General features: G+C 58.7%; 13 protein-coding genes. 11 read left to right on the top strand and 2 right to left on the bottom strand.

Annotated features, from left to right (window positions below):
* Positions 1-101: 101 nt before the first annotated feature.
* Positions 102-980, bottom strand: a complete 879-nt coding sequence (locus C1722_RS11405; RefSeq protein ID WP_180995170.1) for a 5'-3' exonuclease — start codon at positions 978-980, stop codon at positions 102-104.
* Positions 981-1,810: 830 nt separating this feature from the next.
* Between C1722_RS11405 and C1722_RS11400 the strand changes: the two genes are divergently transcribed.
* The 7 genes from C1722_RS11400 (at position 1,811) to C1722_RS11370 (ending at position 7,626) form a co-directional block, all read left to right on the top strand.
* Positions 1,811-2,914: a M23 family metallopeptidase gene (locus tag C1722_RS11400; protein WP_102379345.1), complete on the top strand. Its 1,104-nt coding sequence runs from the start codon at positions 1,811-1,813 to the stop codon at positions 2,912-2,914.
* Positions 2,915-3,075: 161 nt separating this feature from the next.
* Positions 3,076-3,705, top strand: coding sequence for a TetR/AcrR family transcriptional regulator (locus C1722_RS11395; RefSeq protein ID WP_102379344.1), 630 nt, complete (start codon positions 3,076-3,078; stop codon positions 3,703-3,705).
* Positions 3,702-4,604, top strand: a complete 903-nt coding sequence (locus C1722_RS11390) for an ABC transporter ATP-binding protein (protein ID WP_102379343.1) — start codon at positions 3,702-3,704, stop codon at positions 4,602-4,604. The genes C1722_RS11395 and C1722_RS11390 overlap by 4 nt, the downstream gene beginning before the upstream one ends.
* A complete protein-coding gene (locus C1722_RS11385) occupies positions 4,597-5,394 on the top strand; it encodes an ABC-2 transporter permease (RefSeq protein WP_102379342.1) in 798 nt (265 codons plus the stop codon). The genes C1722_RS11390 and C1722_RS11385 overlap by 8 nt, the downstream gene beginning before the upstream one ends.
* A 147-nt stretch (positions 5,395-5,541) precedes the next feature.
* Positions 5,542-6,573: a DMT family transporter gene (locus tag C1722_RS11380; RefSeq protein ID WP_102379341.1), complete on the top strand. Its 1,032-nt coding sequence runs from the start codon at positions 5,542-5,544 to the stop codon at positions 6,571-6,573.
* Between the two features lie 157 nt (positions 6,574-6,730).
* Complete coding sequence (locus C1722_RS11375; protein WP_102379637.1) at positions 6,731-7,246, top strand: shikimate kinase; 516 nt, start codon at positions 6,731-6,733, stop codon at positions 7,244-7,246.
* 11 nt (positions 7,247-7,257) lie between these two features.
* On the top strand, positions 7,258-7,626 hold the full coding sequence (locus tag C1722_RS11370; RefSeq protein ID WP_102379340.1) for a tRNA-binding protein: 369 nt from the start codon (positions 7,258-7,260) through the stop codon (positions 7,624-7,626).
* Positions 7,627-7,868: 242 nt separating this feature from the next.
* Here C1722_RS11370 and C1722_RS11365 read toward each other — a convergent pair whose 3' ends face one another.
* Entirely contained in the window at positions 7,869-8,483 is a 615-nt protein-coding gene (locus C1722_RS11365; RefSeq protein WP_102379339.1) for a cytidylate kinase-like family protein, read from the bottom strand.
* Positions 8,484-8,973: 490 nt separating this feature from the next.
* Between C1722_RS11365 and C1722_RS11360 the strand changes: the two genes are divergently transcribed.
* From C1722_RS11360 to C1722_RS11345, 4 genes are all read left to right on the top strand, one after another.
* Entirely contained in the window at positions 8,974-10,158 is a 1,185-nt protein-coding gene (locus C1722_RS11360) for a hypothetical protein (protein ID WP_146040659.1), read from the top strand.
* On the top strand, positions 10,137-11,345 hold the full coding sequence (locus C1722_RS11355; RefSeq protein ID WP_102379337.1) for a hypothetical protein: 1,209 nt from the start codon (positions 10,137-10,139) through the stop codon (positions 11,343-11,345). Before C1722_RS11360 ends, C1722_RS11355 begins: the two co-directional genes overlap by 22 nt.
* A 152-nt stretch (positions 11,346-11,497) precedes the next feature.
* A complete protein-coding gene (locus C1722_RS11350; RefSeq protein WP_102379336.1) occupies positions 11,498-12,955 on the top strand; it encodes an MATE family efflux transporter in 1,458 nt (485 codons plus the stop codon).
* Between the two features lie 707 nt (positions 12,956-13,662).
* Complete coding sequence (locus tag C1722_RS11345) at positions 13,663-16,197, top strand: molybdopterin-dependent oxidoreductase (protein ID WP_244902534.1); 2,535 nt, start codon at positions 13,663-13,665, stop codon at positions 16,195-16,197.
* Positions 16,198-16,213 lie beyond the last annotated feature (16 nt).

Below are 16,213 nucleotides of genomic sequence, written 5' to 3'. Positions count from 1 at the left end.
GGCGGCGGCTTCGGCGGCGGGGGCGGCGGGGCGCGTTAGTGCGCGAGACGAACCCGTCGGCTGCGAAACGGGAAGACGCAGCGCTTTTCGCTCTTCAAATACTATAGGTAACCGGTACTTGCTAGAACGTCGATGGCCCGCAAACCTCGGTACTGCGGGCCATCGACGTTCAGGTCGGACAGCTTGAAGCCCAGGGGTACATCGCGGCGAAGCGTAATGAGCTGTTTGTTGCGCAGCAGCAGATCATGGTTTGCGGCGATCTTTTCCCGCAGTTTCGCGGGCGTGATGCTCGCCTCCTGCTGCACGATGCATTCGATATCGCCGTACTGCGCAATCAGCTTGGCGGCGGTTTTGGGGCCGACGCCGAAGAGCCCTGGGATGTTGTCCGACGAATCGCCCGTGATGGCTTTGAAATCGACCATGGAATGCGGTGCAACTCCGAAACGGCTGATAACCGTATCGACATCGTAAGCGATCGATTTCTTTCCCCTGTCGGCGTATACGTCGGTTGATTCGTTTACGAGCTGCAGCAAGTCGGTATCGTTGGAAATAACGACCGTGGCCATGTTTCCCGCAAGGCGCTCGTAACTCGCCATTGCGTCATCCGCTTCGAACCCCACGTGCGTTGCATGCTTGATGCCGAGGGCATCGAGTGAATCTTCGATAACTTTGAACTGCGCGAAAGGATTTTCGTCATCGTCGAGTTCGTCGTAGTCGACCATCCTGTTGAGCTTGTATTCGGGATAGAGGCCGCTGCGGAAGCTCGGCTGCTCGTTGTCGAAGACGACGAGCATGCGCTGCGGATCGAACTGCTCGATGTATTTGAGTACGGTGCCCGTAAACCCGATGGCTGCATTGAGCGGGAGCCCGTCTTTCGAACGCAGCTGTGCCGGTATTCCGTAGAACATACGGAAGAGGAGGCCGTGCCCATCGATGATCACGAGCTCGGTTGGCTGTTCCGCTTCGGTCGGCTGCTCCATTGAGGCTCCCATCATGTTTTGCGCAAGGCCGCATTGAGGCACGCGCCTTACCTGGTTTGCTGTGCCCGGAAATCCCGCGGCTTCTGAGTTTTCGAGAACACCGAAGCCCCGAGGCCTTGAGGCCCCGAGAGCCTCGTAGCTCCCGAGAGCCTCGTAGCTCCCGAGAACCCCGAAGCTCCCGAACGCCTCGTAGGTCCGAGCCCCCTATACGGGTTTTTCATCGATGTGTTGCATTTTGAGCTTTTCGGCTATGCAGGCCAAGGTAGGCCTTAGCAATAGCCCCTGTTCACAGTCTCGCACACGACTCCCTGTTGCTCGATGGCGTGGATACGGTCGCAAAAACCCGGTCATCGAGGGCTCTTCGTGCAACACAACGAAAGAAAACCCGTATTTCGGTCCCTTGCGGTCCATTTCGGGCCGTATGGATCCGTTTGGAGCGTTTCTCGTTTCTGAAAGCTGCCCATCAGAGAACTCGTTTCCAGAAACAGTCCATCGGAGAAAACCGTGCACGTGCGGTGCCCTCGGTGCTCCCTATAGATTCTACCGCTTGCCGCAGGACTGCGCGCTGGAGAAACCTGCTGGCGGGCGCAAGCGGGTAAGGGAACGCCGAAGCCGGCACAGCCGGGCGGGTCGGTAGAACCCTTGCCGATCGTATGCGAAGCGATAGCCATCGCGCAGGGATTTTGGGTTTTTTGTTAACATATTACATAATGAATTCGTTTCGGTTATAGTTGACCGAGTTACGAAGAGGATCGGTTGGATAATTGCATGCCGGTCCGGATGACGAGATACCGAGCGCCGCGCACGGGGCGCTTTGAGCTGAGGTATATATGAGACAAGTTTATGACAAGCGCATACTGCGAGCGGTGCTTTGCTTTGCCCTTTGCGCTTCCGTGGTTGTGGCCGGCCTGTTCGTTCCCGCGCAGGTGGCCCATGCCGAAACCATTTCCGAAAAGCAGGCCGAGGCCGATGAGCTTATGGCGTCCATCGATTCGTTGCAGACGATGCTCAACGACGCCAATGCGGAGTACGACCGCGCAACGCTTGAGCACGAGCGGGCTTCCGAAGCAGCCGATTCGGCGGCGATCTGCCTCAAGGAAGCGAACCTTCGCGTCGACGGCCTCCAGGAGCAGCTCGCGCTCTGTGCGGCGAGCATGTACAAAAGCGGTGGGACGGCATCCATGCTCGAGGTGCTCATCGGAGCCTCTTCATTCGAGGAGTTCGTTGCTCTTTGGGATTCCTTCGAGCGAATAACCGAACAGGAGGCGGGGCTTATCCAGGAAAGCAAGGAAGCCTGTGCGCTTGCTGAGGCTGCCGAAAAGGAGCTTGCCGAACAGGAGGCGAAAGCCGAGGAAGAGGCCGAGAACGCGAAAGCCGCACGCGATGAGATTGCGGCGGCGAAAGACGAGCTCGACGAGGAGCTCGAGCGGGTAAACGAAGATATCGTCATGCTGAGAGCAAAAGAGGAATCCGAGCGTCTTGCGGCCGACGAAGCGATGCGCCGCGCCCAAGAGGCGGAAGACATTATCGGAAGCGGTGGAGCAACGATAACGGGATGGACGCATCCGATTCCCTCAGGGGCCAGCGTGACCAACGAATTCGGCTGGGCCGGAGCGTGGGATGGAGAGTATCACAACGGCATCGACTTGGGTGCTTCCGAAGGCACGCCTATCGTGGCTGCCACGGCGGGAACGGTTTCCTATGTGGGCGATTACGGCAGCGGCGGAAAAGCCGTGAAGGTCAACCACGGAAACGGGATCGTGACCACCTATATGCACATGAGCAGTCAGGCTGCATCGGTGGGTCAGCAGGTGTCCGCAGGCGATGTAATCGGTTACGTCGGGTCGACGGGTTATTCGACGGGCCCCCATCTGCATTTCCAGATCGAAATGAACGGCACTCCGGTCAACCCTCGTCACTTCATCCGGTTCTGATCGCTCGGTTGCGGGTTTTGCATCAAACGGCATTAAGATTGCATAAAGGGGTCTTCTAAAAAATAGTCAATGGCATACCATGGGCTGTATTCCGGTTGACCATTCGGTTAATCGGTCCGGATAAGGTGTTCGGGTACGGCGCGCAGTGCGAGGAAGACCCCATGAGCGATCAATTCGACAAGTTTGAGAGCCTGCCCGAAGAACGGCGCGAGGCTATTCTAGGCGCTGCGATCGAGACGTTCGGCCGCAGCGATTACAAGGGGGCGTCCACCGAGTCCATCGCCGCAAAAGCCGGCATCTCGAAGGGGCTTCTGTTCTTCTACTTCAAGAACAAGAAAGAGCTGTACCTCTATATCGTGGAGCATCTGATAGAGCGGGTATCCAAGATAGTCGTCGATGACGGATTTTACGAAATCGACGATTTCTTCGAGCTGTTCTATTACACGGCTACCCGCAAGCGGGCGATGCTCGAAAAGATTCCCTACGTGCTCGATTTTTCGATACGGGCGTACTATCCGGAACACAAGGATATCAGGGATACGATGGATGGATGGACGCAGACCCGTATCGACGTGATGTTCAAAACGTACTTCAAGAACATCCGCTTCGATAAGTTCAAAGACGATGTCGATCCCCGCAACGTCCTCAACATGATGATCTGGATGGCCGACGGATACCTGCACCAGCAGCGCAGCCTTCACCGGCCCATCGACATCGATGCTCTCTTCGAGGAGTTCTTTGCGTGGTGCGAAATGTTCAAGCAGTATGCGTACAAGGAGGAGTATCGATGAGCGCGGTCGTAGAGCTGCAAAACGTGACAAAGGATTACGGATCAGGCCGAGGCGTGTTTGACGTATCGATGCAGGTCGAGAAAGGCGAGGTGTTCGGATTTCTCGGACCGAACGGCGCGGGCAAAACGGTGACCATGCGCAACCTCATGGGCTTCGTGAAGCCGGGATCGGGAACGGCTTCGATCAACGGAATGGATTGCTTTCGGGACCGGGCGAAAATTCAGCGCGGCCTAGGATATCTGCCGGGCGAAATCGCCATCATGGACGAGATGACGGGACACGCGTTTCTCGAATTCATGGCCAGCATGAAAGGAATGCGCGGCCGCAGCCGCATGCGTAGCCTCATCGAGCGGTTCGAACTCGATCCGTCGCGCAAAATCCGCAAGATGTCGAAGGGGACCAAGCAGAAAGTCGGTCTTGTGTGCGCTTTCATGGCGCAGCCGGCGATCGTGCTGCTTGACGAGCCGACGAGCGGTCTCGATCCGCTCATGCAGAACCGGTTCGTCGACCTTGTTCTCGAGGAAAAGGAGCGCGGCGCGACGATCATGCTGTCGTCCCATCTCTTCGAGGAGATCGAGAAGACGTGCGATCGTGTGGCGTTCATCAGAGCAGGGAGGATTGCGGCGATCGAACGAATGGACGACGTGCGAACCTCGCGCAAGCGGGTTTTCTCGATTACGTTCGCAAGCGAGGCAGAATGCGGTCGCTACCGTGCGGCGCATCCCAAAACGCACGCGATCGGCTCTGTCGTCGAGGTGGAAACAACGGGCGTGATGGACGGGTTCGTAAAGGACCTTGCCGGATACGATGTTGTCGATATGGCAACGCGAGAGCAGACGCTCGAGGAGTTGTTCTTGCATCTGTACGGCGCCGAGGTTGGGGGAGAAAACCATGAATAAGACCTTGTTCGGAAAAGAACTCAAGGCGAACCTGTTCGTTTCCGTCGTGATAGCTGCCGTTCTGGCCATGTACGTCACCGTTATCGTGAGCATGTTCGATCCCGAATTGGGCGAGAGCCTCGATCTCATGATGCAGAGCATGCCCGAGTTGTTCGCGGCGTTCGGCATGGCGACGCAGGGCGCAACGCTGCTCGATTTCATGCTCAACTACCTCTACGGTTTTCTGCTCGTGCTGTTCCCCTTCGTGCTTGCGCTTATCATGATCAATAAGCTTGTGGTGCGCCCCATCGATCGCGGATCCATGGCATATCTGCTTGCGACGCCGAATAGCCGCGCGAAGATAGCGTGCACGTTGGCCGGCGTGGTCGTGGCGGTGCTCGCGCTCATGATGGTGTTCGTGACCGTGCTCGAAATCGGATCGTCCGAAGCTCTGTTCTCGGGAGATCTCGATACGGTCGGTTTGCTGCAGACGAATGCGGGCCTGTTCGGCCTATGGTTGCTTATGGCGGGGATCTGCTTCCTTTCGGCTTGCCTGTTTTCGAGCGCCGGCCCGGCGTTGTGGGTCGGCGGGGGATTGTGCATCCTGTCGTTTCTCATACAGATGGTTTCGCAGGTGGGCGATAAGTTCGAGTTTCTCAAGAATGCTACGCCGCTGACGCTGTTCGACTCGTACGGGCTGGCTGCGGGCGACGCATCGGCTATCGGCGGTGCGGTTATCCTCTACGTGGCAGGCGTTGCGCTTTTTGTTGCTGGCGTGGCGGTCTTCGGCAAACGGGATTTGGCGATCTAACGAATGCGGATCGGGCGTGCGGTATGCGGGCACGGGCCGCAACCGCACGGCGGCGGCGCGGGCGTTCGTTGCGGTACGGCTGCCCGTCGTGGATAGTTGACCGATGCGCCTTTCATTCGGCTGTTTTGCCCGCTATAATGCCGCTTTATGGAAACTCAAGGAAATACCAGCGGGTCGGCATCGGGCAACCGTGTGTTGCCGAGCATCGTCTACAAGCTCATGATCGTAGCGGCCACCGTTATCTGGGGCCTGAGTTTCGTTGTGATGAAGGATGCGGTCGATGTGCTGCCTCCCTCGTACCTGATCGGCGTTCGCTTTCTTTCGTGCGGCCTTATCCTCGCGGTTATCTTCTTCAAGAAACTGCGAGCCCATTTCGACCGAGGGCATATCGTGAACGGATGCTTTCTGGGGCTGCTCATCTTTCTCGCCTTTTGGATCCAGACGATCGGCCTCACCGATACGACGCCGGGGAAAAACGCGTTTCTCACGGCAACGTATTGCGTGCTCGTGCCGTTCATTTGGTGGTTTATAGCTCGAAAGCGACCGACCGTGTACAACATCGCTGCGGCGGTGCTCTGTATTGCGGGCGTGGGCCTTGTCTCGCTGCAGGGGTCGTTTTCCATGCGGTTCGGCGACTATATGACGCTTCTGTGCGCGCTCGTGTTCGCTGTTCACATCGTGTACGTGGCGAAGCTTTCCGAGGGGCGCGATATCCTCGTGCTGACGGTTTGGCAGTTTCTGTTCGGCGGTGTGTGCGGTATGGCGGTCGGCGCATGCTTCGAAGCGTTTCCTCCCGTCGAGGTGCTGCTTGATCCCGCCTTCCTGTTCAATATGGCCTACCTCGTCATATTCGCTTCGTGCGTTGCCCTCGTGTTCCAAAATGTAGCGCTCGCGCATGTCCCCCCCGCGCAGGGATCGCTGTTCTTGAGTCTTGAGTCGGTGTTCGGCGTGCTGTTTTCGGTCGCTCTGTACGGAGAAGAGCTCACGTTCAAGCTCGTTGCGGGATTCTGCCTCATCTTCGTTGCGATTCTTGTAAGTGAGATGTTTCCGCTCAAGGGGAAAAAGCAACTCGCAGAGGAGCCTGCGGGGGAAGCGCCGCCGATCGAAGAGCTGCGCGACTACGAAGCGCGCGAATTCGGCGACGGGGGCGTCAGGGCGGCTGCTCGGGCGGAGGAATAGGGCACCCGCGTTTCATCCGCATTACATAAGCCGCCTATTGGTTGGAGCACTGCTATAATCTCAATTCTGCGATAGATGTTGCCGCGGTGCCACCGAAGACGTTCGAGCCGAGTGCCGCCGCATGGATGCAGCATCTGATCAAACCGAAGGGAACATCATGGCGGAAGAGAGAAAAGACAACATCATTCTGATCGGCATGCCCGGTGCGGGCAAATCGACGCTCGGGATCGTGCTGGCGAAAATACTGAACTACGATTTCATCGATGCCGATTTGGTTATACAGAACCAATGCGACAAGACGCTGCAGAAACTCATTGATGCGTGCGGCCCCGAGGGCTTCATCGAGGTCGAAAACCAGATTCTCCAGGACATCGAGGCGACGAAGAGCATTATCGCAACGGGCGGCTCGGCCGTATACTCCGAGGAGGCCATGAACCACCTTTCGTCGATCGGCCGTGTGGTCTATCTTCAGATATCGTTCGAGGAACTCGTCAATCGCCTTCATGATCTGCAGGAGCGCGGCGTCGTGCTCAAGGGGGGCATCGGAATGAGCTTGCGCGATCTTTACGACGAGCGCAAGCCGCTTTACGAAAAGTACGCCAACGTGACCGTCAACGTCGATCACCTGTCCATCACCGCTGCGGCTCGCAAAGTCGCCGATGCGCTCAAGTAAGGAGACCAATCATGACCGACCAGATCAAGACCGCTCCCGTTAAACCGAACATCACCATTGACGATCTCGATAAGATCGATATCCGCGTGGGCAGGATCGTGCTCGTCGAAGATGTAGAAAACTCCAAGAAGCTCATCAAGATGACGGTCGATTTCGGCGATTTCACCCGTACCATTCTTTCGGGCATGAAGGAGGAGCGCGAAGATCCGAAAGCCGAAATCGAAGGCAAGCAGGCTCTGTTCGTCGTGAATATGGCTCCGCGCAAGATGGCTGGCGAAGTGTCGGAGGGCATGATTTACGATATCGGTTACGAGGATGGTATTCTGCCTGTGCTCGCTGTGCCGGAATCCGAGGTTCCCAACGGAGTGCGGCTGGGCTAGTTCTGCCGAGTTGAAACGAACAAGCGGGGCGCAGCCGACATGGTGCGTCCCGCTTGCTTTTTGGACCTTGTTTTCGGATTTAGCGGACTTCAGGCGCTTCGGGTTGCGCGCCGACGCCCCCGTTTCTTCACGTGCGTCTCGCCGCCGCGATGCCTCCCTGCGCCTTGTTGCTGGCGATCCGGCTGTCGCATGGGAACGCGCGTCTCGCCGATGCATCACGGCTTCGACTGCCGTACCGGCGGCTATCGGCTGCGCTCCATGCGATCGAGATAGGTGGAGATGACCGCTACCGCATCGTCGGCAACGGCCATTTTCCCGCTGTTGATGCAGAGGTCGTAGTTGTTCGCTTCGCCCCATTTCTTATCGGTGAAATAGCGATAATAGTGGGCGCGGTCCTTATCGATTCTCGCTATGCGCGTTTTTGCCTCTCCTTCGCTGATGTTGTTGCGACGCATGACACGGGCGATCCTGTTTTCCATCGGCGCGCTCACGTAGATGCTGATGAGTCCCGGATACGACGAAAGCACCGAATCGGCGCTCCTTCCGACGATAACGCAGGGACCCTCGTCTGCGGCGGAGCGGATGGATTCTATCTCGGCAGCATGGATGGCCGAGGCGATGGGCTGATCGAGATCCGCTCCCGTGAGAAACCGGTTCGGCGTGAAGAGGAAGCGGTTGAGAACCTTTTCGTCATGGGCTTCCACCACATCGTCGGGCAACCCGCTTTTCTGTACGATGCGGTTGATGAGCTCCTTATCGTAGTAGGCGATTCCGAGCGTCGACGCGAGCCGTTCTCCGATTTCGCGGCCACCGCTTCCGTATTCGCGGCTGATCGAGATGATGAGGTTGTCGTTCATGGTCGATATCCTTCCGATTATGTCGTAACAGGATACCGCAGTTGTCAAATTCGCGCATGAGGGGTAAAGCGCGTGCGAGAGCCCTCCCGGGCGAGTCCGCAAGATTGCTTCAGAGCGGCACAATGCTTCGATTGGCAAGCTGTTCATCGGATAATAGATCGAAGCATCTGGCCGTATTCCTTATATATAAGCCACAATATCAACGTTATTCTGCGCTGTCAGCCGACATGCGCTGCGGTTGCCTACGGCAGTCGCCTTCACAAGGAGGTTTGCATGAAAGCCGTCTGATCAACCGCGTTCGAACCTTCCGAAAATCGGGGGGGGGCTTCGCTGCCTGGTTTGGGTGCTGTCGGTCGTTACAACTGCGCTTTTGCTCGCCTGTGCGCTTGCGGTATCTTCGGATTGGGATACGGCCTGGGCGGGTGAGCGATCGGCGAATGGATTCGATGCGGGCTCTGCGGATGTATCGGCGGCAGGGATAAGCGCCGATGTGGATTTGTACGAGGTTCGGGCAGCGGCATCGGCGGGCGCCTTTCTTGTGGAAGGCGGTACGGAAACTACGGATTGGTCGTACTCGAACAACGTTCTCACCGTGCTGACAGGTACCCCGCTCACCATCTCCATGAGCAGCGGATCTACCTCTTCGGATCGCGTCGTCATCGACACGTCGACGGCGAGTGCGGCAGCGGGCAATACGGTTGCGGCCAAGGTCACCTTCGATTCCGTGAGCATCGATACACGGAATACGGGAGACGCGCTCGCTCAGACTGTGGGAAAGCCGCCGGTGCACGTGCTGTCGGGCGCGCTCGATCTTAAGCTTGCGGGGGAAACTGCGCTGGTTCCGGCATACGGCTGCGCTTGCGTGCAGAACGGCGAGAACGCACTGACCATTTCGGGGTCTGGTAAGCTCGTAGGGAATCAGGATGGAATTCCGACGTCTGCTGCGTGCATCGGGGGCGGAATCGGTGAATCGGGTTCGAACATCACCATCGACGGCGGCACTCTCGTTCTGAAGACAGTCGGCAGCGATAAAGGCATCGGGGGCGGTGCGGGCGGAGCCGGCACGAACATCACCATCAACGATGGCTCTGTCGATGCGCGCGTTTCCTCTTACGGTGGTGCCGGCATAGGTGGCGGCTGGGGTCAGGACGGGCACGGTAGAGACATCACCATCAACGGGGGTACGGTGGTGGCCAATGGTTCTTACGGCGGTGCCGGTATAGGAGCTGGTGGCAGCGGGGCTGTTGCCGAGAACATCTCGATCACGGGAGGTACCGTAACTGCGAAAGGCGGTAGCTACGGCGCTGGTATCGGCGGGGCGTTCGGCTGGGACGCTTCGGGTAAGAGCGCTGGCTCCGTTAAGAACATCTCGATCACTGGCGGAAGCGTGACGGCTTCGACTGTCTATGGATGCGCTGCCATCGGAGCGGCACTCTACGGTTCGGTCGACGGCATCACCATCAAGGATGCAAACGTTACAGCAACGGTCGAAAACGGTGACGGGGCGGCTATCGGTTCGGGCGGGGGCAATTCGTGGGGCGCTTCCACTTCGGCGAGCAACATCATTATCGAGAACGCCGAGGTTACGGCAAAGGCACACGGTGGGGGCGCCGGCATAGGCGGGGGAGTGCGTCTCGCGATGGCGGCGGTACGGTGTCGGGCATTGCGATCATAGATTCCGTCGTGACGGCGTCGACGAGAAGGGAAAACCCCGACTTCGACGGCGCTTCTGCGATTGGGGGCGGGAAGGGGAGCGGCGACGTTTCGGGCATCGTCATCTCCGGCGGGCAGATTACGGCAACGGGGAGCTTCGATGCCGACGTTATCGGCGATGGCGCGGAGTCGACCGCTACGCACGAGGCGGAGATAACCATCACCGGCGGCATGTTCGGCGCGGGAACGCTTGCGAAAGACGACGCTGGACAGCGGGTCGGCGATGTCTATGCTGTTCTGCCTGCGGCAGGGTATGCGGTTGTGGCTAACGCAGATGCCGCAACCGCAACGAGTCACCCGTACAAGGTGGTGGGGCAGTCTGCGCCGAGCATTTCGGTATCGGCTCCCTCGGGGCTGGTCTATTCGGGCGAACCGATCGATGGCTCGGGCTTTACGGCGAAGGCCTCGTACGGTGCAACGGATGCCTCGTCGTCTGCCGTGCTGGAGTACAAGGCAGCGAGTGCGGTCGATTCCGCATACTCGACGGTGCCGCCCATCAGCGCAGGGGCGTATACGGTGCGGGCGACGGTTGGCCCTTGGGCCACCGAGAGCGTGGCATATGCCGGTGCGTCTGCCGAAGCGGGCTTTACCGTTGCAAAGGCGGCGTTCTCTTACGGCGGGCCTGTCGGCTGCACGGTGCGCGTCGGGAGCAAGCTCGATGAGATCGCCGTTTCCGACGTTGGGCAAGGCGTTGCGGTACACGGTCTAGTCGAGCCCGTTCAGGGGACGTTCGTCTGGTATACCGACGAAGCGCGAACGCAGACGCCCGGCGAAGGATTCTCCTTCAGCGGGGATCCTGGATCGAGCGTTACCCTGTACTGGTCGTTTGTGCCCGCCGAGAGCGAAGCGAATGCGAACTACGCGACCGATCCTGCAGAAGGTGCCGCGACCTTCACGATTGCGAAAGCAGGAACCGATCCCGGCGACAGGTCCGACGACGAGCTCGGTGACGGATCCGATGGCGGCAAAAGCGAGATCCGCGACCTTCCGTCGCCGGAGGCAGGCGGTGCAGTCCTTCCGTCCGTGGGCGACGCATATTTTCCGGTCACTCTGATCGTAATAGTGGTTTTGTCATCGGTTCTTGCGCTCGGCGCCGCTTTCGTCCGTCGCGCGGCGTCAACGGGAGCAAAACGGCATACCATGCGCTAGGCTTGGCTCAGTAAAGCGTACCGCTGCCCCGTTGCTTCTCGAGCAATGGTACGGTTCTATCACATTACGAACTCTCATGTGGTACTATAAAACGTCGCACTCATTTTCAGATTGCGTACACAGTTTCCGAAAGCGACGCGAAGCAGGACAGCATGTCAGAGCCAGAAAGCATACAGCAAGAAAAAGAAAAGCAATCGCCCGATCGATTGGGCACGATGAAGATAGGAAAGCTCCTTCTCGAGTTTTCCATACCCGCGATCATCTCGATGATCTTCAACTCGTTGTACAACGTCGTCGACACGGCGTTTCTGGGCCATGCTGTGGGCGATGTGGGCATTGCGGTCACGACGCTCGCTCTTCCCGTCATGACCATCCTCATGGGTTTTTCCATGCTTGCCGGCCAGGGCGGCAATGCCCTGACGGCCATCCAGCTCGGCGAAGGACGCAAAGACCTCGCCGAGAAGACGCTCGGCAATTCGGCGACGCTGCTGATCGGAATCTCCATCCTCGTTGCGCTTGCCGCCGCCTTCTTCATCAATCCTCTTTTGGTACTGCTCGGCACGCCCGCCGATCTTTTTGCGCCTACGCAGGCATTCGTGCAGATCATCTGTTTCGGCTTCATATTCCAATCGCTTGGCATGGGTCTCAACAACTTCCTGCGTACCGCGGGCAAGCCCACGCTTGCGCTCTACACCATGGTGTTCGGCACGACGATGTGCATCGTACTCAACTACGTGTTCGTCATGATGTTCGGCTGGGGCGTCGAGGGCAGTGCGGTTGCGACCATTCTCGGTCAGGCATGCGGCATGGTGCCGGTCGTTTGGTACTTCGTATTCAACAAGAACGCGGCGTTCAAGCTGCGCTTGTCGTGCATGGTGCCCGACGTGCGCCTCATGGGAAAGATCCTTTCGCTCGGGCTGGCCTCGTTCGTCATGCAGGTGGCGGCTACGGCGGTTACCGTGGTGCTCAATCAGTTGCTTTCCATCTACGGGGCGCAGGATCCGCTCGGTGCCGAGGGTGCGCTTGCAGCCATCGGCGCAGCGAACAAAGCCATCATGTTCGCTATCATGCCGGTTATCGGCCTGATCATGGGGTCGCAGCCCATCATCGGCTACAACTACGGCGCGCGGCAGTGGCAGCGCGTGCTCGATACGGTGAAGTGGGCGAGCGTGTGGGCGACGGGCATGATGATCTTCTTCTGGGTGCTCGTGCACGTGATACCCGGTCCGATCATCGGCATCTTCGGCATCTCGGGCGATCTCGAGCAGTTCGCCATCACGGTACTCAAGCTCGATACGCTCGTGCTGCCCATCGTCGGCTTCCAGATCGTCGGTTCGAGCTACTTCCAGTCGAGCGGCCAGCCGCTCAAGTCCGCCATCCTGGAGATGACCCGTCAGGTGATCTACCTGATCCCGCTCTACGTCATCTTCCCGATGGTGCTGCCGGTCTTTGGCGTGTCGTCGCTGGTTTCGATCGTGCTCGCCGTGCCGACGGCAGATACCCTCGCTTTCGTGACCACCGTGTTCTTCGTGGTCCGAGAGGTGAAGAAGCTCAGGCGGTTGCGCGACGATGCCGACGACGCGATACGTACGGTGGCTGCGCGCCTGTAGGGGATGCGCGGCTGCTGCCTGCGAGGGCGTTCGTCTGCGAGGTTGCTTGCTTGCGCATGGCATCTGACGCTGATTCGGGGCTTCGGGCGAATATGGGCGGGCATAGGGCTGCTGATTCAGCGCCAGGCATGGCTATATTGGCTCAAAATGACGGGTTGGCGAATACATGTAAGGTATTGAGTAAACGCCATCAGGGGTTTTGGGATCGGTAATCCCGCAACAACCCAAAATCCAAGCCCATGCATTCGCCAACCCGTCATTTTGAGCCAGATCCGAGGGCTCCGTTGCGTACCGTATTGTGCGGCCTGCACGCCTTTATGCGAAGACCGCACAATGTTTTAGGATCGAATCGTTTCTGATGCGGCTTCGATCGGTGGAAGACCTTCGCATTCGGGTTGCCGCCACCTGCGCACGATGCGCGGCGAAGAGCGTTTCACAAGCGCTTCTACCCTTAATTTTTCTTAATTGAGTTTCAGCAATCTTAAACCCGAATCGGATTGAAATCCCGAGTAATAACTCCATAATAATTTTTGTAAACGGACTCGACGACCCGCTGAGCGGCTCGCCGATCCGCACAAGACGAGAGAGACGAAGTACGAGGGAGAGGAATTATGGGGAAGATTCTCGATTCCACCATCGGCAGCGATATCAGCTGAAGGAAGTTCCTGGCGCTATCCGCAGGAGCCGCAGCGCTCGCTGGAGCCGGTATGGCCGGTTGCAGTCCGAAGAAGGAAAGCGCTTCGACGGTTACCGAGCACACCGAGCCGATCGATGCCGAAGAAGGCGCTACCTGGGTTACCGCCGCTTGCTGGCACAATTGCGGTGGACGGTGCCTGAACAAGGCACTGGTGAAAGACGGCGTGGTGCTGCGCCAGAAGACCGACGACACGCATGAAGACAGCCCCGACTATCCGCAGCAGCGTGCGTGTCAGCGCGGCCGTTCACAGCGTATGCAGGTGTTCGGTGCCGACCGCTTGAAGTACCCCATGAAGCGCAAGAACTGGAGCCCCGAAGAGCCGCACGGCGAGCTTCGCGGCGAAGACGAGTGGGAGCGCATCAGCTGGGATGAGGCTTACGAGCTGGTTGCGACGGAGATCAAGAAGATCTACGACGAGTACGGTCCTGAGTCGGTGTTCGTCCTGGGCGGCTCTGAGCTGCCTCGCGTGTTCCAACTGATGGGCGGCTATACGCCCCGTTGGGGCCAGGTGTCGTGGGGCGCATGGCCCGACGCTTATGCGATGATCATGGGCAGCCCCGGCTATTCTTCCGACGCCCCCGATCGTTTGACGCTGCGCAAGCAGAAGCTTGTTATCCTGTGGGGCGCCAACCCCGCCAACTCGAGCGCGGGCAATCCTACCTACAACTATCTGCAGGCCAAGAAGGCAGGTACGAAGTTCGTCGTCATCGACCCGCGCTACAACGAGACCGCCGAAGCGCTCGACGCGCAGTGGATCCCGATTCGCCCCTCTACCGACACGGCCATGATCCTCGGTATGATCAACCACATCATCTCGCAGGGCCTTCACGACAAGGAGTACTTGGACAAGTACTGTGTCGGATTCGATAGCGAGCACATGCCCTCGGGCGAGTATCCCGAGTATACCTACAAGCCGCTCGAGCGCAACGAGTTCGTGTTCGCTTCCGAGCCTGCTGATCCTTCCCAGAACTTCTACGATTACGTGATGGGCGAGGGCGCGTTCGCCTCCGAAGGCGCTAAGACGCCCGAGTGGGCTTCTGAAATCTGCGGTGTCGACGCTGAGACGATCAAGCAGTTGGCTGAGGAGTACGCCACTACCAAACCAGCCACCATCTTTGCAGGCGGCGCTCCGGCCCGCATCAACGAGGGCGAGTGCCTGCCGCACGCGATGCTCACGCTCGGTATGGTGTGCGGTCAGATCGGGCGCGACGGTGCTTCGGTTAGCGGCACCATGCACAACTCCGCTTCGAACGGCGGCGGCGCGCTCGTATCGCCGGGCGGTGCAGGCGTCAAGGTCGAGCTTCCTGCCAACCCGTTCCCGCAGAAGCAGTACGCTCTGAACAACGGCGAAATGTGGAACGCGATCCTCAACGGATCCCACACCATGTACAAGGGCGAGACGCGCGACGTCAACATCCAGATGATCTATCAGGGTATGGGTGGGGCGCTTAACCAGCGCCAGGCCATGACGCAGGGCATCGAGGCCCACAAGAAGGTCGAGTTCGTGCTCACGATGAACTACGTGCTGAACACAAGCGCGAAGTACTCTGACGTCGTTTTGCCGGTCACCACCGAGTGGGAGCGTCCGGGCACGCTTTTGACGGGCAATCGCGAGATCCTCATTTACGGTCAGCACATCACCGATCCCCTGTATGAGGCGAAGAGCGACCAAGAGATTGCCATCGGGATCGCCGAGAAGCTCGGTTTCAAGGCTGAAGAAGTGTACGACATCGACGAGACCCAGCAGCTGTTCAACAAGCTTGCCGGCTGCACGGTGCTCGGATCCGATGGTGCGACGAAAGAGCCGCTGCTCACCATCACCCAGGACGACATCAAGGAGATGGGCGTCACCGGCGAGCCGCAAGAGGGCAAGATCGCGCTCGCGGAATTCAAGGACAAAGGCATCTACCAGGTTGAGCGCACTGAAGGCGATGCGTACACGAACCTTCCCTTCGCGAAGTTCATCGAAGATCCCGAGGCCAACCCGGTTGCCACCGCAAGCGGCAAGTTCGAGATCTGCTGCCAATCGCTTGCGGGCTACATCGATCATGTCGGTTTCAGCGAGAAGGACCCGCTGCCCAAGTACGTCCGTATCACCGAGGGCTACGAAGACGGCGTCGAGAACGATCGTCCCTTCCAGCTGCTCACCCAGCACTACCAGCGCCGCTCGCATCATGTGTTCGACAACGTGAACTGGTTGCGCGAGGCGTGGCCGCAGGAGCTTTGGATCAACGCATCCGATGCGGCGGAGCTCGGCATCGAAAACGACGATCCCGTACGGCTTTCGAGCCCCTACGGTTCAGTGGTGCGCCCGGCGTTCGTAACCCAGCGCATCATGCCGAAGACGATCGGTTTGGGCGAGGGCGCGTGGGCCGAGCTCAATGCTGACGGCGACGATATAGCGGGTGCGACGAACACGCTCTCTTCGCCGATTCCGACCGGCCAGGGACATACCGGGTTCAACTCGAACAACTGCATCATCGAAAAGTATTCCGGCGAACTTGACCCCGACTGCGAATGGCCGCAGCGAGTCATATTCGAATAGCCACAGGGAGGATGGT

This window comes from Raoultibacter timonensis, assembly GCF_900240215.1.
Taxonomy (GTDB): Bacteria; Actinomycetota; Coriobacteriia; order Coriobacteriales; family Eggerthellaceae; genus Raoultibacter; species Raoultibacter timonensis.
Note: the sequence above shows the minus strand (reverse complement) of the source record. Positions and strands in the feature narration are given on the sequence as shown.